Origin of the sequence: Pseudomonas sp. LBUM920, from assembly GCF_003852315.1 — a bacterium.
Lineage (GTDB): Bacteria > Pseudomonadota > Gammaproteobacteria > Pseudomonadales > Pseudomonadaceae > Aquipseudomonas.
In genome coordinates this window covers 5,894,949-5,913,900 of record NZ_CP027762.1, presented here as the reverse complement: position 1 = coordinate 5,913,900, position 18,952 = coordinate 5,894,949, and the positions used below count along the sequence as shown (strand labels likewise).

Annotated in this window: 16 protein-coding genes; 7 read left to right on the top strand and 9 right to left on the bottom strand. The window is 60.9% G+C overall.

Going from position 1 to position 18,952, the window contains the following annotated elements:
- Positions 1–54 precede the first annotated feature (54 nt).
- The 8 genes from C4J83_RS27515 to C4J83_RS27480 form a co-directional block, all read right to left on the bottom strand.
- The gene (locus C4J83_RS27515) at positions 55–1,977 is read right to left on the bottom strand and encodes a PrkA family serine protein kinase (protein WP_003194732.1); all 1,923 of its coding nucleotides are present in this window, start codon (positions 1,975–1,977) and stop codon (positions 55–57) included.
- 285 nt (positions 1,978–2,262) lie between these two features.
- Positions 2,263–2,592 carry a thiosulfate sulfurtransferase GlpE gene (gene glpE / locus C4J83_RS27510; RefSeq protein ID WP_124418589.1) on the bottom strand — a complete coding sequence of 110 codons (330 nt, stop codon included), beginning with the start codon at positions 2,590–2,592 and terminating at the stop codon, positions 2,263–2,265.
- A gap of 9 nt (positions 2,593–2,601) precedes the next feature.
- Positions 2,602–3,450 carry a symmetrical bis(5'-nucleosyl)-tetraphosphatase gene (locus C4J83_RS27505; protein WP_124418588.1) on the bottom strand — a complete coding sequence of 283 codons (849 nt, stop codon included), beginning with the start codon at positions 3,448–3,450 and terminating at the stop codon, positions 2,602–2,604.
- Positions 3,450–3,830: a Co2+/Mg2+ efflux protein ApaG gene (apaG, locus tag C4J83_RS27500; RefSeq protein WP_106575521.1), complete on the bottom strand. Its 381-nt coding sequence runs from the start codon at positions 3,828–3,830 to the stop codon at positions 3,450–3,452. The genes C4J83_RS27505 and apaG overlap by 1 nt, the downstream gene beginning before the upstream one ends.
- 231 nt (positions 3,831–4,061) lie before the next feature.
- A complete protein-coding gene (rsmA, locus tag C4J83_RS27495) occupies positions 4,062–4,874 on the bottom strand; it encodes a 16S rRNA (adenine(1518)-N(6)/adenine(1519)-N(6))-dimethyltransferase RsmA (RefSeq protein ID WP_106575520.1) in 813 nt (270 codons plus the stop codon).
- Positions 4,871–5,860, bottom strand: coding sequence for a 4-hydroxythreonine-4-phosphate dehydrogenase PdxA (gene pdxA, locus C4J83_RS27490; RefSeq protein ID WP_124418587.1), 990 nt, complete (start codon positions 5,858–5,860; stop codon positions 4,871–4,873). The genes rsmA and pdxA overlap by 4 nt, the downstream gene beginning before the upstream one ends.
- Entirely contained in the window at positions 5,857–7,197 is a 1,341-nt protein-coding gene (locus tag C4J83_RS27485; RefSeq protein WP_106575518.1) for a peptidylprolyl isomerase, read from the bottom strand. Before C4J83_RS27485 ends, pdxA begins: the two co-directional genes overlap by 4 nt.
- On the bottom strand, positions 7,172–9,997 hold the full coding sequence (locus tag C4J83_RS27480; protein ID WP_124418586.1) for an LPS-assembly protein LptD: 2,826 nt from the start codon (positions 9,995–9,997) through the stop codon (positions 7,172–7,174). The genes C4J83_RS27485 and C4J83_RS27480 overlap by 26 nt, the downstream gene beginning before the upstream one ends.
- Before the next feature lie 130 nt (positions 9,998–10,127).
- Here C4J83_RS27480 and C4J83_RS27475 point away from each other — a divergent pair, with 130 nt between their 5' ends.
- Genes C4J83_RS27475 through C4J83_RS27465 form a run of 3 tightly spaced genes read left to right on the top strand, consistent with a single transcriptional unit; the run spans position 10,128 to position 12,593 of the window.
- Complete coding sequence (locus C4J83_RS27475) at positions 10,128–11,153, top strand: aminoglycoside phosphotransferase family protein (RefSeq protein WP_106575516.1); 1,026 nt, start codon at positions 10,128–10,130, stop codon at positions 11,151–11,153.
- On the top strand, positions 11,150–11,824 hold the full coding sequence (gene murU, locus C4J83_RS27470) for an N-acetylmuramate alpha-1-phosphate uridylyltransferase MurU (RefSeq protein ID WP_124418585.1): 675 nt from the start codon (positions 11,150–11,152) through the stop codon (positions 11,822–11,824). Before C4J83_RS27475 ends, murU begins: the two co-directional genes overlap by 4 nt.
- Position 11,825: 1 nt before the next feature.
- Positions 11,826–12,593, top strand: a complete 768-nt coding sequence (locus tag C4J83_RS27465) for a TerB family tellurite resistance protein (protein ID WP_119737688.1) — start codon at positions 11,826–11,828, stop codon at positions 12,591–12,593.
- A gap of 145 nt (positions 12,594–12,738) precedes the next feature.
- Here the strand turns inward: C4J83_RS27465 and C4J83_RS27460 are convergent, their stop codons facing one another.
- A complete protein-coding gene (locus C4J83_RS27460) occupies positions 12,739–13,713 on the bottom strand; it encodes an alpha/beta hydrolase family protein (protein ID WP_124418584.1) in 975 nt (324 codons plus the stop codon).
- Between the two features lie 77 nt (positions 13,714–13,790).
- On the opposite strand from C4J83_RS27460, the gene C4J83_RS27455 reads away from it, so the two are divergent.
- The 4 genes from C4J83_RS27455 (at position 13,791) to C4J83_RS27440 (ending at position 18,899) form a co-directional block, all read left to right on the top strand.
- Positions 13,791–15,785: a PAS domain-containing sensor histidine kinase gene (locus tag C4J83_RS27455; RefSeq protein WP_124418583.1), complete on the top strand. Its 1,995-nt coding sequence runs from the start codon at positions 13,791–13,793 to the stop codon at positions 15,783–15,785.
- Between the two features lie 18 nt (positions 15,786–15,803).
- A complete protein-coding gene (locus C4J83_RS27450) occupies positions 15,804–16,433 on the top strand; it encodes a response regulator (RefSeq protein ID WP_106575511.1) in 630 nt (209 codons plus the stop codon).
- Positions 16,434–16,702: 269 nt separating this feature from the next.
- Positions 16,703–17,815 carry an ABC transporter ATP-binding protein gene (locus C4J83_RS27445; RefSeq protein WP_106575510.1) on the top strand — a complete coding sequence of 371 codons (1,113 nt, stop codon included), beginning with the start codon at positions 16,703–16,705 and terminating at the stop codon, positions 17,813–17,815.
- Positions 17,816–17,858: 43 nt separating this feature from the next.
- Positions 17,859–18,899: an ABC transporter substrate-binding protein gene (locus tag C4J83_RS27440; protein ID WP_106575509.1), complete on the top strand. Its 1,041-nt coding sequence runs from the start codon at positions 17,859–17,861 to the stop codon at positions 18,897–18,899.
- Positions 18,900–18,952 lie beyond the last annotated feature (53 nt).

Here is an 18,952-nt window from a genome sequence, read left to right as displayed (position 1 = left end):
GACAAGCGGTCAGCTGCCAGGCCAAAGGCCCGGCAGTACACGCCTGTCGCTGCCTTACTGTGATTTACGAACCCGCAGGTACCACTCGGAGAGCAGCCGTACCTGTTTGTCGGTGTAGCCACGCTCGACCATTCGAGTGACGAAGTCGTTGTGTTTTTGCTGGTCCTCCTTGCTTGCCTTGGCGTTGAAGCTGATGACCGGCAGCAGATCCTCGGTGTTCGAGAACATTTTCTTCTCGATGACCACCCGCAGCTTCTCGTAGCTGAGCCAGGTTGGGTTCTTGCCGTTGTTGTTGGCGCGGGCGCGCAGCACGAAGTTGACGATTTCGTTGCGGAAATCCTTCGGATTGCTGATGCCGGCGGGTTTTTCGATCTTCTCCAGCTCCTCGTTGAGGGCCACACGGTTGAGGATTTCGCCGGTTTCCGGATCGCGGTATTCCTGGTCCTGAATCCAGAAGTCCGCATACAGCACGTAGCGGTCGAAGATGTTCTGGCCGTATTCGCTGTAGGACTCCAGGTAGGCGGTCTGGATTTCCTTGCCGATGAACTCGATATAGCGCGGCGCCAGGTATTCCTTGAGGAAGCGCAGGTAGCGCTCGCGGGTTTCGGCCTGGAATTGCTCCTGTTCGATCTGCTGTTCCAGCACGTAGAGCAGGTGCACCGGGTTGGCGGCGATTTCGTGCGGGTCGAAGTTGAAGACTTTGGACAGGATCTTGAACGCAAAACGTGTCGACAGGCCGTTCATGCCCTCGTCCACGCCTGCGGTGTCGCGGTATTCCTGAATCGACTTGGCCTTGGGGTCGGTGTCCTTGAGGTTTTCGCCGTCATAGACGCGCATCTTCGAGTAGATATTCGAGTTCTCGGGCTCCTTGAGGCGCGACAGCACGGTGAACTGGGCGAGCATCTTCAAGGTATCGGGCGCGCAATGCGCCTTGGCCAGCGAGCTGTTGAACAACAGCTTGTCGTAGATCTTGATCTCATCGCTGACGCGCAGGCAGTAGGGCACCTTGACGATGTAGATCCGGTCGATGAAGGCTTCGTTGTTCTTGTTGTTGCGGAAGGTGTGCCATTCCGATTCGTTGGAGTGGGCCAGCAGAATCCCGGTGAACGGGATCGCGCCCAGGCCTTCGGTACTGTTGTAGTTGCCTTCCTGGGTGGCGGTCAGCAGTGGGTGCAGCACCTTGATCGGCGCCTTGAACATCTCCACGAATTCCATCAGGCCCTGGTTGGCCCGGCACAGCGCGCCCGAGTAGCTATAGGCGTCGGCGTCGTTCTGCGGGAATTCTTCGAGTTTGCGGATATCGACCTTACCCACCAGCGCTGAGATGTCCTGGTTGTTCTCATCGCCCGGTTCGGTTTTTGCCACGCCGATCTGGTTGAGGATCGACGGGTAGAGTTTCACCACGCGGAACTGGCTGATGTCACCGCCAAACTCGGCCAGGCGCTTGGTGGCCCAGGGCGACATGATGGTGTTGAGGTAGCGCCGTGGAATGCCAAAGTCTTCTTCGAGGATCGCGCCATCTTCCGTGGCGTTGAACAGGCCCAGAGGCGACTCGAAGACTGGCGAACCCTTGATCGCGTAGAAGGGCACCTTCTCGATCAGCTGTTTGAGCTTTTCAGCCAGAGACGACTTACCGCCGCCGACGGGGCCGAGCAGGTAGAGGATTTGTTTCTTCTCTTCCAGGCCTTGGGCGGCGTGGCGGAAGTAGGAGACGATCTGGTCGATGCATTCTTCCATGCCGTGGAAGTCTTCAAAGGCCGGATAGCGGCGGATCACCTTGTTGGAAAATATTCGCGACAGGCGCGAATTATTCGCGGTTTCCACCAGCTCCGGCTCACCAATCGCCAATAGCAGACGTTCGGCGGCAGACGCGTAGGTACTGCGGTCCTGTTTGCACAGCTCGAGATACTCTTGCAGCGTGAGTTCTTCCTGCTGTGTGGACGCGAAGCGTTGTTGGAAGTGGCTAAAGATACTCATGACGTCGTCACCTCGCTCGATACGTGGAGCCGACGCCGGGTCAATCAGTCGATGCTGGCAGTCATTGGTGATCAACCAATGGCCGTTTTCCCCCCAAACACCCTGAAACGCTACCGATGACCCGCACGCCGGTGTACCGGCTCTCCCCTGATTCGGATGGCCTGCGCTTAAGGATAGTTCGGAATCCGGGAGGTCAAGGCGGGATACGTAATTAGTTTGGCTGCGCCGTTCGTCAGAAACGGCGCGAGCCCAAGCGTCACGCGGGGTAGCGGGGTGTGAAAAAAATTATTGCGAATCGTCTGAGGCAATTTCTGCAGGATAGGTCGCACGCCACAGCTCAAAGCCGCCGTCCAGGCTATACACGTCAGAGAAGCCCTGGCTGATCAGGTAGGCGGCCGCGCTCTGGCTGGAGTTGCCGTGGTAGCAGGCGACGATCACCGGCGCGTCGAGGTCGGCGGCACGGATGAAGTCGGCAATGTTGGTGTTATCCAAATGTTGCGCACCGCTGATGTGCGCGGCGGCATACGTCGGCTGATCGCGGATGTCGACCACCACCGCGCCTTGCTCGCGCAGCGCCTGGGCTTGTTCGGGAGGGATACGTTTGAATTCGCTCATGGCGGGCTCCTATGGCTTGGCGGCCGGCTGTGTCACAGAAAGGGGGGATTCGCACTGGCAGCTCAGGCGCTCGCCGGTGTCGATGTTCATCAGGGTCATGGCGCCGCCCCACACGCAGCCGGTGTCGAGGGCGAACACGCCGGGTTCATCACATTTGCCTTCCAGGGCCGCCCAGTGGCCGAAGATGATCTTCGTGTCACGGGTCTTGCGCTCCTTGTGGGCGAACCAGGGTTTGTAGCCGGGCAGGGCGGTGTCGGCGCCTTCCTTACTCTTGAGGTCCAGCTTGCCTTCGGCGGTGCAGAAGCGCATGCGGGTGAAGTAGTTGGTGATCACGCGCAGGCGGGCCACGCCGGTAAGGTCGTTGTCCCACTTGACCGGCTCATTGCCGTACATGCCGTCAAGAAAGGCGGTGTAGAGGTTGTCATCGGCCAGGGCGCTCTCGACTTCGGCAGCGCACTTGAGGGCTTTTTTCACCGTCCACTGGGGCGGGATGCCCGCATGGACCAAAGCCATGTTGCGGCCTTCGTCGTAATGCATGAGCTTTTGCCGACGCAGCCACTCCAGCAGCTCGGTGCGATCCGGCGCTTCGAGGATCTCGCGCAGCGTGTCGCCTTTTTTCAAGCGCTCGATGTTATTGCCGGCCGCCAGCAGGTGCAGGTCGTGGTTGCCCAGTACGCAGACCAGGGAATCACGCAGGCTATATAAGTAGCGCAGGGTTTGCAGGGATTCGGGCCCACGATTGACCAGGTCACCCACTAACCACAGGCGGTCGCTCGCCGGGTTGAAGGCAACTCGCTCCAGCAAGCACTTGAGGGGTTCCAGGCAGCCTTGCAGGTCGCCGACCGCGTACGTCGTCATCAGTGCAGGGCTCCCGGCACGGCGAGGCGGAAGGGCGCGATGACAGCGTCGAACAGTTTGCCGTCAGTGGCTTTCATCTGATAAGTGCCCTGCATGGTGCCGACTTTGGAGGTCATCACCGTGCCACTGCTATACGTATGGCTGGCGCCGATGTCGATCAACGGTTGCTGGCCAACCACGCCGGCGCCGCGCACTTCCTCGACCTGGCCGTCACCGTCGGTGATCACCCAGTGGCGCGACAGCAGCTTGGCCGGCACCTGCCCGTTGTTCTTCACCGTGATGGTGTAGGCAAAGGCGAAACGGTTGTGTTCGGGTTGCGATTGGTCCGCCAGGAAGCGGGTGACGACGCTGACGTCGATCTGGTAGCGAGGATCGGACATGCAAGAGGCCTTAAAAGCAAAAGCGGAGGACAGCAGATGCGGATCAGTCTAGGCCATGAGGAGGGCACTAGGCCAGACATGTGTCGGGCAGCCGGCAAGCGTTATCGGTATAACGCTGAGCAAATGTGGGAACGGGCTTGCCCGCGAATGCGCAGTGTCAGTCACTGAATGTGTAACTGATGCACCGCCATCGCGGACAAGCCCGCTCCCACATTTGTATCGAGTTACAGCTTATTCCACGGTCGGCGCGGGCTGGATCGCAAGCTGATCAGCCAGGCGCACAAACGCGGCCAGGTCCAGTTGCTCGGGGCGCAGGCTGCCATCGACGCCGGCGGCTTCGATTTCGGCGTTGCTGAGCAGGGCCTTGAGCGTGTTGCGCAGGGTTTTGCGGCGTTGGTTGAACGCCTCGCGTACCACGCGCTCCAGCAGTTTGTGATCCTTGGCCGGGTGCGGCAGCACGGCGTGAGGCACCAGGCGCACGATGGCCGAGTCGACCTTCGGCGGCGGGTTGAACGCGCCAGGGCCAACGTTGAACAGGTGCTCTACGCGGCAGTGGTACTGAACCATGATCGACAGACGGCCCCAATCACCACCACCAGGGCCAGCCGCCAAACGCTCAACCACTTCTTTTTGCAGCATGAAGTGCATGTCGCGGATGATCCCTGCGTTGTTCAGCAGGTGAAAAATCAGCGGCGTGGAAATGTTGTACGGCAGGTTGCCCACCACCCGCAGGCTGCTGGGCGCAGCGTTGAGGCTGTTGAAGTCGAACTTCAGCGCATCACCCTGGTGCAGGTTGAAATTGGGTTTGTCGGCAAACTGCTGGTTGAGGATCGGGATCAAATCCTTGTCCAGTTCCACCACGTCCAGTTGCCCGCCACTGGCCAACAGGCCTTGGGTCAAGGCGCCCTGGCCCGGGCCGATTTCCAGCAGGCGGTCTTCCGGCTTGGCGTGGATGGAGCGCAGGATGCGGTCGATTACGCCAGCGTCGTGCAGGAAGTTTTGCCCGAAGCGCTTGCGCGCCCGGTGTTGGTAATGCTCAGTCATATACGGGTCTCGGCCATCTGATAGGCGGTTTCCAGGGCCACGTGCAGGCTGCCGGTATCGATCTTGCCGCTGCCCGCCAGGTCCAGGGCAGTGCCATGGTCGACGGAGGTACGGATGATCGGCAGGCCCAGTGTCACGTTGACTGCGGCGCCGAAGCCTTTGTATTTCAGCACGGGCAGCCCCTGGTCATGGTACATCGCCAGCACTGCGTCGCAGTGCTCCAGATACTTGGGGGTAAACAGAGTGTCTGCAGGCAGCGGGCCACGCAGGTCCATGCCTTCTTGGCGCAGACGCTCTAATGTCGGTTCGATGATGTCGATTTCTTCATGGCCCAAATGGCCGCCTTCACCGGCGTGCGGGTTGAGCCCACAGACCAGGATGCGCGGTTGGGCAATGCCGAATTTCTGTTGCAGGTCGGCGTGCAGGATGCGCGTGACACGCTCCAGGCGCTCGGCGGTGATCGCATCGGCCACATCACGCAACGGCAAATGCGTCGTTACCAGTGCAACGCGCAGGCCGCGTGTGGCCAGCATCATCACCACTTGAGCGGTATGGGTCAGCTCGGCGAGGAATTCGGTGTGGCCGGAAAAGGCAATACCGGATTCGTTGATCACGCCTTTGTGTACCGGCGCGGTGATCATGCCGGCGAAGTCGCCGTCGATGCAGCCTTGACCGGCGCGCGTCAGGGTTTCCAGTACAAAGGGCGCATTGGCCTTGTTCAGTTGCCCGGCAACCACCTTGGCAGCAAGCGGAGTGTCCCAAACGTACAGGCTGCCCGCAGGTGCCGGCAGGTCGGGCCAGTTGCCCGGTGACACGTCCAGCAGGTTAACGGCCACACCCAGCTGCGCGGCCCGCTCGAGGAGCAGGTCACGGCTGGTAATGGCAATCAGGGGGTGTGGCTGAGGGTGCGAGGCGAGCAGCAGGCACAGGTCAGGACCAATGCCGGCCGGCTCGCCGGGTGTTACCGCGAAACGCTGGGGTTTCACTGTGCTGCCTGGTCGGTGCCTGTTTGCTCGGCGCCTGGCAGCTTGTTTTCCACGTAGGCTTCGTCACGGATCTGACGCAACCAGGTTTGCAGCTCTTCATCGTATTTGCGGTTACGCAACACGGTCAGTGCTTGCTGCTCGCGGGCCTGCGTGGTGTTGTCAGTGGCGCGGCGGCCAAGGACTTCCAGTACATGCCAGCCATATTGGGTCTTGAACGGCTTGGACAGAACGCCTTGCGGGGTCTTGGCCATCACGTCCTGGAACTCAGGCACCAGCGCTTTCGGGTCGATCCAGTTCAGGTCGCCACCGTTGAGGGCCGAACCCGGGTCTTCCGAGAAACTCTTGGCCAGCGTGGCGAAGTCTTCACCGCCTTCGATGCGGTCATAGATCTTCTGGGCCAGTTCCTTGGTTTGCGCTTCGGTGCGGATCTCGCTTGGTTTGACCAGGATGTGACGAACGTGCACTTCGTCTTTCAGCGAGGTCTCGCCGCCGCGCTTGCCGAGCAACTTGAGGATGATAAAGCCGCCTGGCGTACGTGCTGGCTGGGTAATGTCACCCACGTTCATCGCACTCAGCTCACGGTCGAACGGAGGTGGCAGCTGAGCAGCTTTACGCCAGCCCATGTCACCGCCGTCCAGAGCGTTGTCACTGCCGGACACGGCAATGGCCGTCTGGGCAAAGTCAGCACCGGCTTTCAGGCGGTCATAAACAGCCTGGGTTTTTGCGGCGGCAGCATTGAGCTGTTCGGCGTTGGCGCTGTCTGGCGTCGGGATCAGGATGTTGGCCAGGTGCAGTTCTTCGGAGAGCTGCATCTTGCCCAGGTCCGATGCCAGGAAGTTCTTCACTTCCTGCTCGGACACCTGCACACGCTCGGCCACACGGCGCTGACGCACACGGCTGATGATCATTTCACGGCGGATCTGGTCACGGGCGTCCTCATAGGACAAACCGTCGTGAGCCAGTGCCGCGCGGAACTGGTCAACGCTCATGTTGTTGCGTTGAGCGATAGTACCGACCGCCTGGTTCAGCTCTTCGTCCGAAATACGGATGCCGGAACGATCGCCGATCTGCAGTTGCAGGTTTTCGACAATCAGGCGCTCCAGAACCTGTGGGTCCAGCACGCTGGTAGGTGGTACGCCGCCGCCACGCTTGGCGATGGTTTGCTGAACTTCCTTGACCCGTTGGTCGAGTTGGCTCTGCATGATCACGTCGTTATCGACGATGGCCACAACCTTGTCCAGCGGTTGGACCGCAGCGTGTGCCGAAGCGGTCCCCAGGAACAGTGCGCCCAGTACTAGCGGGCGCAGACAATCAGAAAGCTTGGTCTTCACGTTCACGATAACCTTCAATGCCTTTGTCGAGGAAGCTCTCTACCTTGGCGCCGGTCAGGCCGCCGAGTCCTTTAAGGACGATCTGGAAGAAGAGCCCGTGGTCACCCTTTTCGTTCAGCGGGGCGATCTGGCTGTATTCGTCGTTGGAAACCCAGTAACGGTTGATGACGCGCAGTTTCCAGCAGCAGTTGTCGTACTCGAAACCACCGAAGGCTTCCAGGGTACGGTTGCGGGCATAGTCATACTGCCAGCGGGTGATCAGGTTCCACTGCGGAATGATCGGCCACATCATCGAGAAATCGTGTTGCTGGATTTTGTAGTAATCCTTGATGAAGTTCGGCTGCCCCTCGGTGCCGTAGTCGCCACCAAACTGCCATTTGCCGGTCAGCTGGTTGTAGACCACTTGGTCGTTGCGGTAGCGGTAACCGACGTTGATGATCTTGTTCGGGTTGTCTTCCGGCTGATAGTGGAACATCGCGCTGCCGGAGCGAGGGGTGTGGCTCTCGGTGTCCCAGTTGTAGTCGGCAGTGGCGCGCCAGTCACGGTTGAAACGGAACTCGTATTCCAACGCGATTGGCGAAACTTTCGAATGAGCGTCGTCACGTGTATTGGCATCGATGCCAGGCAGTTGAACTTCGCGATCCTTGAAGTAAACGGCCTGACCGATGGATGCACGCTGGCGTTCAAAGCCGTTGTCTTGAATCCAACGGCTGGTCAAGCCAAACGACAGTTTGTTTTCGTCGCCTATACGGTCCGAGCCGGAGAAGCGGTTGTCCCGGAACAGCGATGAGTAGCTGAACACGCTCTCGCTGGTATCAAATACCGGGATGTCTTTCTGATCCTTCTCTGGAACGTAGAGATAGAACATGCGCGGTTCAAGGGTCTGACGATAGTTTTCGCCGAACCATTGAGTGTTGCGGTCGAAGTAGAGGCCGCTGTCGATGCTGGCGATTGGAACAGCGCGATCCTGTGAGCTGCTGAAACTCTCACCCAGCGCCGAGGCGCCACCTCTATTGGTCACCAGGTCAGCCTTGCCAGTGTTGTCCAGGTCAAGGTCGTACTTGGTGTAAACGTACTTGAGCTTCGGCGTGATGTACCCGTAGCTCGCAGTCATCGGCAGGGAAATGCTGGGTGCCAGGTTCAGACGCGTACCGTTGGCACGGTTTAAACCAAATACGTTGGTATCCAGCCGAGGTGTACCTGTAATTCCCGTCACTGGATCAAACGGCCCACCGTCTTTATCCGTGTAGTTACCGGTTTGAAGATCCCGATCGAACCTTACAGCCTCGGTCTCATAGGCAAAGTCCACGCCGCCTGGATGGTAAGGCAACGTACCATTGAAGGTCAGCTGCGGCAGCCGGTCATACGGGGTGATCTGCGAAACGGTCGCCAGTTGATAAGACTGGAGATTCAAGCGCGCCTGATAGGAATCGCCGCGATAAGTCACGGAACCCTGTTGGTTTACGAAGTCCTGCGCCTGAATACCTTCCTGGTAGGTTTTCAGGTCCTGGAAGAAGTAAGGGTCGCTGATCTTGGTGTAGTCGACCTGGGTCGTCAGACGCGAATCCAGCCCGCCCTTATGCTGCCAGTTGAGCATGTAGCGGGTGCTTTCGTAGTCGGTCTGCTTTTTCCGCTCGTCGCTGTCATCGTTCAGGTACGCGCCGCCGAACTGACCTTCGCTGGACTTGGTGAGGTAGCGGAATTCGCCTTCCACCATCATGCCGCGCTTGGTCATGTACTGCGGATACAACGTGGCATCGTAGTTCGGTGCCAGGTTGAAGTAGTACGGCGTAACCAGGGTAAAGCCGGTTTCGCTGCCGGTGCTGAAGCTTGGCGGCAGGAAGCCGGATTGACGACGGTCGTCGATCGGGAAGTAGATATACGGGGTGTACAGGATCGGAATGTTCTTGACCCGCAACGTCGCGTTGGTCGCCGTACCGAAACCGGTGGCCGGGTTCAACGTGATGTTGTTGCCTTTGAGCTGCCAGGCGTTGCTGTCCGGCTCGCAGGTGGTGTACGTACCGTCCTTGAGACGGATGATCGCGTTCTCGGCACGCTTGGCGTACAGCGCGTTACCGCGGATACGCGATTTGTGCAGCACGTATTCGGCGTTGTCGATCTGGGCGGCACCGGTGTCGAGCTGGACCTGGGCATGGTCGCCCACGATCAGGGCGCCGTTGTCGCGCAGACGCACGTTGCCGTTCAGCTCGCCACGGTTCTCGGCCTGATACAGGCTGGCTTCCTGAGCCTCCAGCTGCATGCTGCCCTGACGCATGACAACGTCACCGGCCAGGGTCGCGACCTGTTGTTCCTGCTCATAACGCGAGGCCTTGGCACCGATGAAGGTCGGCGCATCGCTCTTGTTCGTCTTGTCGTTCATGCCAGGACGAACCGGTTCGATGTACGCGCCGGAGCAATAAGGACCGGTTTCAGCCAGTTGGGCTGCGGTCAGCTTCTCGCGAGGCACCCAGTCTAGGTGGCTGTAGTCGGCGCTGCGCGAACGCAGGCCACGGCCCTTGGCTTCGGTGACCAGAGCGGTCTTCGGTTCGGCCTCGGCGCTGCCGTCAGCATTGGCTTGCGCCGTGCTGCCGGCCGAGCTGACGGCTGCGCCGTCATGCACCGGGCGTGGTGGCAACGGGGCTGCGGCGGTTTTCGGCGCGCAATCCCAGGCACCCGAAGCAGAGACTGAGCAGTCATACTGTTCCGCGGCGACCACGAATGAGGTGGCGAAAGGTTGCATGGCCAGCAGACTGCCGGTTACCAGCAACGGAAATTTTCTACGAAACGCGGGGGATTTCAATGCCATCTTATTAGTCCGGGCTTCCTGCGTGCCATCTGCCCGCGGTGTGGGCCGCACGCCTCTCGATGGTCTGAAAAAGATGCGTGATAATAAAGCATGACCCGCTTGACGGCTAGCGCCGTCGGAGACCCTTGTAATGCCCGAGCAAGATCTACGTTTACAACAGCTGAAAGTCTGGCTGGATGAGCAGTTGCCGATCCTTTTCAACGCTCAGGACTGGGGCGCCGTACCCCCGGCCACATTGACCGCGGCCAGCAGCGACGCGAGTTTCAGGCGTTACTTCCGGTGGGAAGGCGGTGGGCAAAGTTTCGTCGTAATGGACGCGCCACCCCCCCAGGAAAACTGCAAACCTTTCGTCGATATCGCTGATTTGCTGGCGAAATCAGGAATAAATGTGCCAAAAATTTATGCAGAAGATTTGCCGCGCGGCTTTCTTTTGCTTAATGACCTGGGCAAAAAAACCTATCTGGACGTGATTGACGAGCAAAACGCCGATCCATTGTTCGCCGATGCCATCGACGCATTGCTGGCTTTTCAGCAATTGCCGATGGACGCGCCGCTGCCCAGCTATGACGTCGCCTTGTTGCGCCGCGAGCTGGAACTGTTTCCGGAATGGTACGTTCGCCGGCACTTGGGTATCGAGTTGGATACCCAGCAGCAGGCCTTGTGGCAGCGCGTCAGCGATCACTTGATCGACAGCGCCCTGGCCCAGCCTAAAGTGCTGGTGCATCGCGACTATATGCCGCGCAACCTGATGATCAGCGAACCGAACCCCGGTGTGCTGGATTTCCAGGACGCCGTCTACGGCCCGGTCACCTACGACATCACGTGCCTGTTCAAGGATGCGTTCCTCAGCTGGCCGAAAGCGCGCGTACGCGCGTGGCAACGGGGCTATTGGGAGCGTGCCGGGCAGTTGGGCATTCCGGTACAGGCCGATTTCGAAGAATTCCAGCGTGCCAGTGACTTGATGGGCGTGCAGCGTCACCTCAAGGTGATCGGTATCTTCGCGCGTATCTGCCATCGCGACGGCAAGCCACGCTACCTGGCGGACGTGCCGCGCTTCTTTGCTTATATAGAAGCGGTGCTGGCAGACCGTCCTGAGCTGGCCGAGTTGGGCGAACTGCTTGCCAGCCTGCGCCAACCTGTCGAGGCGAGCGTATGAAAGCCATGATCCTGGCGGCCGGCAAGGGTGAGCGCATGCGCCCGTTGACCTTGCACACGCCCAAACCCCTGGTGCAGGCGGGCGGCAAGCGGCTGATCGAGTATCACCTTGAGGCGCTGGCCAAGGCCGGCTTCAGCGAAATCGTGATCAACCATGCGTGGCTCGGCCAGCAGATCGAAAGCTACTTGGGTGACGGTGCGCAGTTTGGCCTGCGCATCCAGTATTCGGCCGAAGGCGAGCCGCTGGAAACGGGCGGCGGGATTTTCCAGGCATTGCCGTTGCTGGGTGACGAGCCCTTCCTGGTGGTCAATGGCGATATCTGGACCGACTACGACTTCACCCAATTGCGCCGGCCACTTCAGGGGCTGGCGCATCTGGTGATGGTGGATAACCCGGCGCATCACCCCTCCGGCGGCGATTTCTACCTGGATCAAGGGTTGCTTCATGATGCGGCGCCCGGTGCCGATAACCTGACCTTCAGTGGCATTTCAGTGCTCGACCCTCAATTGTTCGCGGGTTGCAGTGCCGGTGCCTTCAAGCTGGCGCCGCTGCTGCGCACGGCCATGGCCAACGGTCTGGTAACGGGGGAACACATGACGGGACGCTGGATTGATGTCGGCACGCTGGAGCGTCTGGCGCAGGTTGAAACCTTGCTGACTGCGGGGCAATAAGATGTTGTGGCCAGGGACACTGATCGGTGCCGGGGCTGGCTTTGCCATTGCCAGTATTCCGGGGGCCTTGTTGGGGGCATTGCTGGGGCAGGCGCTGGATCGCCGCCTTCAGCTGCAAAGTTGGGCGCAACTGCGCGAGCGGCTGGGCGGGCGCCCGGCGTTGCGCAATGACGAACTGCTGTTCGTGCTGTTGGGGCGCCTGGCCAAGAGCAATGGCCGCGTGGTGGATGGGCATATCCAGCAGGCGCGCCAGGAGATGCGTGCGCTGGACATGACCGAGTCGGCCCAGCGCCGGGCGATTACCGCGTTCAATCGAGGCAAGTCCGGTTCCGACCGAGTGCGCAATTACCTGCGCGTGCTCAAGGCCCAGCCCCATGCCGCAGAGGGTTTACTGCGCGCCTGTTGGCGCATGGCCTGGGCGGACGGCAAGGTGGATAACGCCGAGCGCGACTTGATCGACCTGTGGGGCAAATGGCTCGGCTGGACGCCGCAACAGCTGCAGGCGCTGGCTGCCGATTACGTGCAGGAGCGCAAGCCGTTGGCCAATCGTGCGGGCGCCTATCAGGACGCGATGCGAATTTTGGGAGTCACGTCCACCAGCGAACCGAGTGTGATCAAACGCGCCTATCGCCGCCTGCTCAGTCGCCACCACCCGGACAAGATTGCCGGCACTGGCGCCAGCGCCGCACAGGTGCGCGAAGCGACCGAGCGAACCCGTGAGCTGCATAACGCTTATGCGTTGATTCGCGAGCGCCGGGATTTTCGCTAACCAGTACAAATCCCGAGTTGCCAACTCCATTCGTGTGGGCGCTGGCTTGCCGGCGATAGCGGTGTGTCAGCTAAACAGTTGTCACCTACAGCCCGCTATCGCAGGCAAGCCAGTTTCCACAGTTGATTGGGTTATCAGATCAAGGTTACTCAGCAGCAGTCTGAGGGCTCAACCACCCGCGAACCCGCCGATACAACTGTTCCTGCTCAGCCGAACTGTTGCCGGGCAAGGTCTTGAGTGACACCTGTTTATAGCCGGCATTCTTCCCACGCTTGGCGGCCTGGATGCGGGCCAGTGCGTTTTTACGCTCCTGAGCGCCGTCCTGGTAAAAAACATCCGCCGTTGGCACTTTCAACGCCGGGGCCAATTGTTGCAGGTCTGGCTGCCTGGCCGCCGGCGTCTTGCCTGCCACCATCACCAGCTTTTGCACCTGGGACGGTTGTTTCTCGCTCAGGTAACGCGCCGCCCACCAGGCGCCCGTGCCGTGGCCGAGCAGCACCACGCTGCGTGCGCTCTGGGTCTGGGCAAAGGCGACGGAGGCATCGATGCGGTCGAAGATGCGTTTGGCGTCGGTCTTGTCTTGTTCATCGGCGCCCGGCACTACCGCAGGGTCGGTGCCTTCGGCTTCGGCGCTGGCGGCTTGCTCGATGGGTTTGGCCGCGGTGCTGCCGTCTTTGCTGCTGGTATCGACGGCGGCCTTGGGCGATTCCAGGACGCGTGGCGGCAAGGTGTCGACGTTCACGTCCGGCAGCGACAGGCTCAGCGTGGCCCAGTTGGCGTCGGGTAATTTGCGCCGCAACGGTGCGATTGCTTGCGGCCAGTCAGCGCTTTCCCCGGCGCCCGGCACGATAATCACCACGCCTTCGGGCTCGGCGCTGTTGGCCGGCTTCCACAGGGCCAGGAATGAATCGCTGCCGGCCTGCAATTGTTGCTGTTCCTGTTGCGGAACCTGACGCTCCAGGGCACTGGCTTCTTCTTGGCTGCGCTCGGGCAGGGGTTGGCGTTCAGCCGGTTTTTCGGCGGCGGGTGCAGGCGCGTCGGCGGCCTGCACAGAAAAGGCGCTGGTAAATAGCAGCGACAGGCACAATGCTGGCAGTGCCGAACGGTGGATAAAGGGCATCGTTAATTCCCGGCCAGAAGTGATTCCAGCAGCCTAATGGGTTGGTCAGTATTTGTCAGTGATGTGAGACGTGGATCATGGGTTTTCGCTGTCTGCTGGTTATCGGCGGTTTGTGCTTTGCCTTGATGGCGAAGGCTGCGCCCGCGCCTGCCATACCGCAGGCGCCGCTCAATGCGCAGCAGCGTGAGTGGCTGGCCCAGCATCCGGAGCTGCGCGTGGGCCTGGTATTGCAGGCGCCGTACGCGCAATACGATCGGCGCCTGCAGCGCTTGTCCGGGGCCAATGTCGAGCTGATGCAATGGTTGGCCAAGGCGCTGAACACCGAGCTGACCTGGCGCAACTTCCCCAGCCAAGAGCAATTGGACGCTGCTGTGCGCGACGGCGAGGTGGATATCGCCCCCGGCCTGCAGCAAACACCGGCCGGCTTGCGCCTGTGGTTATTCAGCGACCCTTATATGCGCGTGCCCCAGCATATCGTCGGCATCCGCGAAGGCGGCGGCGCGGTAGAGCTGGAAAAACTCGACGAGCTTTCTCGCGTTGCCGTACGCATGCCCAGCACGGTGGCCGATTACCTGCGCAGCAACTATCCCAACCTCAACCTGCAAGGCGTGCCCATGGAGCGCCAGGCCCTGCAATTGCTGGTGAGCCAGCAGGCGCGTTATGCCGTGGTGGATGAGGCGCAATTGAGCCGCTTGTCCGGTGAGGCCGAGTTTGCCGGGCTGACGGTGGTCGGCGACATCGGCCTGCCGCAATTACTGCGCGTGGCCACCCGCCGCGAATGGCCGGAGCTTGCGGGCATCATGCAAAGCGCGTTGCGCGCGATACCGGCCCGCGACCTCGACCAATTGCACAGCCGCTGGCTGCAACCTAAATACCCGCAACTGACACAATCGCCGGGCCTGTGGCAAAACCTCAGTCTGCTCTTGGCGATGTTCTTGCTCGCCAGCCTCGTAGTGGTGTTCTGGCAACGCCGTCACCAGCGCGTGCTCGAACATCACCTGCTGGCTGCCCGTGAAGAAAGTGCCGCACGCGCTGCCGGCGCCGAGGCCTTGCGCCTGACGCAGTTCTCCATCGATCAAAGCACCGTCGGCATCCTGTGGGTCAATTGGGACAGCCATGTGCGTTACGCCAACCGCGCCGCCGAAACCATGCTGGGCTATGGGCCGGGCGCGCTGATCGAGCGACCGCTGATCGATTTCGACCCGACCCTGAACATGGACCGCTGGCTCAATGTGTGGAAGCGCGCGCGTGCCAGCGAGGAAGGCCCGCAAACCTTCGCGACCGATTGCGTGCGCGCCGACGGCAGCATCCTGCCGGCCGACGTGTCGTTGAGTTTCCTGCGCTTTGCCGATGCCGAATACCTGGTGGTCTACCTGAATGACGTCACCGAGCGCCGCCGTTATGTGGCCGCCTTGCAGCAAAGCGAAACACAACTGCGCGAGCTGTCGGCCCACTTGGAAACCGTGCGCGAAGAAGAAAAGGCGCGTATCGCCCGTGAGGTGCACGACGAACTCGGGCAGATGCTCACGGTACTCAAGCTGGAAACCTCGATGTGCGAGCTGGCCTATGCCCAACTGGACCCAGGCCTGAACGAGCGCTTGAACAGCATGAAGCGCCTGATCGCGCAGTTGTTCCAGCTCGTACGCGATGTGGCGACCGCGCTGCGCCCGCCGATTCTTGACGCCGGCATCGCTTCGGCCATCGAATGGCAAGCCCGGCGCTTCGAGGCCCGCACCCACATTCCCTGCCTGGTACAAGTCCCGGAAAACCTGCCGGCCCTGAGCGATGCCAAGGCCATCGGCCTGTTCCGCATCCTGCAGGAGGCGCTGACCAATGTGATGCGCCATGCCCAGGCGCATACTGTCGAGCTGACCTTGAGCGTGGAGGGCGCCGACCTGCGGTTGACCATCAGCGATGACGGCGTCGGGTTCGTCGAAACCCAAGGCCGGCCGGTCTCCTTTGGCGTCGTCGGCATGCGCGAGCGCGTGCTGATGATGGGCGGGCAACTGAGCCTGCACAGCGAACCGGGGGAGGGCACCACCTTGAGTGTCACGGTGCCGTTGGATGCATAACCACAAGAGGAAGCCCCTGTGATTCGCGTATTGGTAGCCGAAGACCACACCATCGTCCGTGAAGGCATCAAGCAATTGATCGGCCTGGCCAAAGACCTGCTGGTGGTCGGCGAGGCCAGCAATGGCGAGCAATTGCTGGAGACCTTGCGCCATGTCGCGTGCGAGGTGGTGTTGCTGGATATCTCGATGCCTGGCGTGAATGGCCTGGAAGCGATTGCGCGCATCCGCGCGCTGCACAATCCGCCGGCGATTCTGGTGCTGTCGATGCACGATGAAGCGCAGATGGCCGCCCGCGCCTTGAAAGTCGGCGCGGCGGGGTACGCCACCAAGGACAGTGATCCGGCGCTGCTGCTGACGGCGATTCGCAAAGTCGCGGCGGGCGGGCGTTACATCGACCCGGACCTGGCCGACCGTATGGTCTTTGAGGTCGGCCTCACCGATGCGCGGCCGCTGCATTCGCTGCTGTCGGAGCGTGAATTCTCGGTGTTCGAGCGCCTGGCCCAGGGCGCTAACGTCAATGACATCGCCCAGCAGTTGGCGCTGAGCAGCAAGACCATCAGCACCCACAAGGCGCGGTTGATGCAAAAGCTCAACATCACCTCATTGGCTGAGTTGGTGAAGTACGCCATGGAACACAAACTGTTGTGACCCATGATGATTTCCACGCGCAGCGTGAGAATGATCGGTGGCAGGCGGCATGCCCAATAACGACACCGCGAAAATACCGCCGCGCCCATTCTTGCCGCTTGTAGCCAGCCCCTTGTAGCGGCCCTGTCCCATCCCCGCCATCGGTGTAGGGCAATCCCTACCCCGAACCTTCCATCCTGCTGATGTAAATCTCTCCTGGCCCCCGATTTCCGGGGCCTCGCGCCTGGACTACGCTTGTGCCACAGCCGTCCAAAACAAAAGGTGTGGGTATGAGCGAGGTGGATTCAAATGATGTGCTGGTCAGCTTTCGTGGCGTGCAGAAGAGCTACGACGGCGAGAACCTGATCGTCAAAGACCTCAACCTGGAGATTCGCAAGGGCGAGTTCCTCACCCTGCTCGGGCCGTCTGGTTCAGGCAAGACCACCAGCCTGATGATGCTCGCCGGTTTCGAGACCCCGACTGCAGGGGAAATCCTGCTGGCCGGGCGCTCCATCAACAACGTGCCGCCGCACAAACGCGACATCGGCATGGTGTTCCAGAACTACGCGCTGTTCCCGCACATGACCGTCGCCGAGAACCTGGCCTTCCCGCTGTCGGTGCGCGGCTTGAGCAAGACCGACGTCAGCGAGCGGGTCAAACGGGTGCTGAGCATGGTTCAGCTCGATGCCTTCGCCCAGCGTTACCCGGCGCAACTCTCCGGCGGCCAGCAACAGCGCGTGGCCTTGGCGCGAGCGCTGGTGTTCGAACCTCAACTGGTGCTGATGGACGAACCCCTCGGCGCCCTCGACAAGCAACTGCGCGAACACATGCAGATGGAGATCAAGCACCTGCACCAGCGCCTGGGCGTCACCGTGGTGTACGTGACCCACGACCAGGGCGAAGCGCTGACCATGTCCGACCGCGTGGCGGTGTTCCACCAGGGCGAGATCCAGCAGATTGCCGCGCCGCGCACCTTGTACGAAGAACCGAAAAACACCTTTGTGGCCAACTTTATCGGCGAGAACAACCGCCTCAATGGCCGCCTGCACAGCCACACAGGCGAGCGTTGCGTGGTGGAGCTGGCGCGCGGTGAAAAGGTCGAGGCGCTGGCGGTGAATGTCGGCCAGCTCGGCGGGCCGGTGACGTTGTCGGTGCGCCCGGAGCGCGTCAGCCTCAATGGCTCCAGCGAATCCTGCGTGAACCGCTTCTCCGGGCGCGTGGCCGAGTTCATCTACCTGGGCGACCACGTGCGTGTGCGCCTGGAAGTCTGCGGCAAGACCGATTTTTTTGTGAAACAACCTATTGCCGAGCTGGACCCAGCCCTGGCGGTCGGCGACGTGGTACCGATTGGCTGGCAAGTCGAGCACGTTCGCGCACTCGACCCACTTCTAGAGGCGAATTGATCGCCCCATGGCTTCACCAACCCTGCACGTGGAGAGAACAACAATGTTGAGATCCCTTAAATATTCCGCCCTGGTCATCGGCTTGATGGGCGCGACACAGGCCATGGCAGGCCCGGACCTGACGGTCGTGTCCTTTGGCGGCGCGAACAAGGCGGCCCAGGTCAAAGCCTTCTACGCACCGTGGGAAAGCGCGGGCAACGGCAAGATCGTCGCCGGTGAGTACAACGGTGAAATGGCCAAGGTCAAAGCCATGGTCGACACCAAGAGCGTGTCCTGGGACCTGGTGGAAGTGGAATCGCCGGAACTGTCGCGTGGCTGCGACGAAGACATGTTCGAGCCCCTCGACCCGAAGCTGTTCGGCAATAGCGCGGACTACGTGAAGGGCGCGATCCAGCCGTGCGGTGTGGGCTTCTTTGTGTGGTCCACCGTGCTGGCCTACAACGCCGACAAACTGGCCACTGCACCGACCAGCTGGGCGGATTTCTGGGATACCAAGAAATTCCCGGGCAAGCGCGGCCTGCGCAAGGGCGCCAAGTACACCCTGGAATTCGCCTTGATGGCTGATGGCGTGGCGCCGAAGGACGTGTACAAAGTGCTGGCCGGCAAAGATGGCCAGGACCGCGCGTTCAAAAAGCTCGACGAGCTCAAGCCGTCGATCCAGTGGTGGGAGGCCGGCGCACAACCGCCGCAGTACCTCGCCTCGGGTGACGTGGTGATGAGCTCGGCCTACAACGGCCGCATTGCTGCCGTGCAAAAAGAAAGCAACCTGAAAGTGGTGTGGAACGGCGGCATCTACGACTTCGATGCCTGGGCCATTCCCAAGGGGCTGGCCAAGGACCGTGCCGAAGCGGCGAAGAAGTTCATCGCTTTCTCGGTACAGCCGCAGCAGCAGAAGACCTACTCGGAAAACATCGCCTACGGCCCGGCCAACACCCAGGCCGTGCCGTTGCTGGCCAAGGATGTGCTCAAAGACATGCCGACCACGCCGGAGAACATTGCCAACCAGGTGCAGATCGACGTGAGCTTCTGGGCGGATAACGGCGAGCAGTTGGAGCAGCGCTTCAATTCGTGGGCGGCCAAGTAACCAGCAACACCGCTAAATCCTTGTGGGAACCGGTAAGTGTGGGAGCGGGCTTG

Excerpts from the sequence above, each read along its gene's own strand:
- C4J83_RS27515 (WP_003194732.1), bottom strand. The coding sequence starts at position 1,977 with ATGAGTATCTTTAGCCACTTCCAACAACGCTTCGCGTCCACACAGCAG.
- glpE (WP_124418589.1), bottom strand. The coding sequence starts at position 2,592 with ATGAGCGAATTCAAACGTATCCCTCCCGAACAAGCCCAGGCGCTGCGC.
- C4J83_RS27505 (WP_124418588.1), bottom strand. The coding sequence starts at position 3,450 with ATGACGACGTACGCGGTCGGCGACCTGCAAGGCTGCCTGGAACCCCTC.
- apaG (WP_106575521.1), bottom strand. The coding sequence starts at position 3,830 with ATGTCCGATCCTCGCTACCAGATCGACGTCAGCGTCGTCACCCGCTTC.
- rsmA (WP_106575520.1), bottom strand. The coding sequence starts at position 4,874 with ATGACTGAGCATTACCAACACCGGGCGCGCAAGCGCTTCGGGCAAAAC.
- C4J83_RS27480 (WP_124418586.1), bottom strand. The coding sequence starts at position 9,997 with ATGGCATTGAAATCCCCCGCGTTTCGTAGAAAATTTCCGTTGCTGGTA.
- C4J83_RS27475 (WP_106575516.1), top strand. The coding sequence starts at position 10,128 with ATGCCCGAGCAAGATCTACGTTTACAACAGCTGAAAGTCTGGCTGGAT.
- murU (WP_124418585.1), top strand. The coding sequence starts at position 11,150 with ATGAAAGCCATGATCCTGGCGGCCGGCAAGGGTGAGCGCATGCGCCCG.
- C4J83_RS27465 (WP_119737688.1), top strand. The coding sequence starts at position 11,826 with ATGTTGTGGCCAGGGACACTGATCGGTGCCGGGGCTGGCTTTGCCATT.
- C4J83_RS27460 (WP_124418584.1), bottom strand. The coding sequence starts at position 13,713 with ATGCCCTTTATCCACCGTTCGGCACTGCCAGCATTGTGCCTGTCGCTG.
- C4J83_RS27455 (WP_124418583.1), top strand. The coding sequence starts at position 13,791 with ATGGGTTTTCGCTGTCTGCTGGTTATCGGCGGTTTGTGCTTTGCCTTG.
- C4J83_RS27445 (WP_106575510.1), top strand. The coding sequence starts at position 16,703 with ATGAGCGAGGTGGATTCAAATGATGTGCTGGTCAGCTTTCGTGGCGTG.
- C4J83_RS27440 (WP_106575509.1), top strand. The coding sequence starts at position 17,859 with ATGTTGAGATCCCTTAAATATTCCGCCCTGGTCATCGGCTTGATGGGC.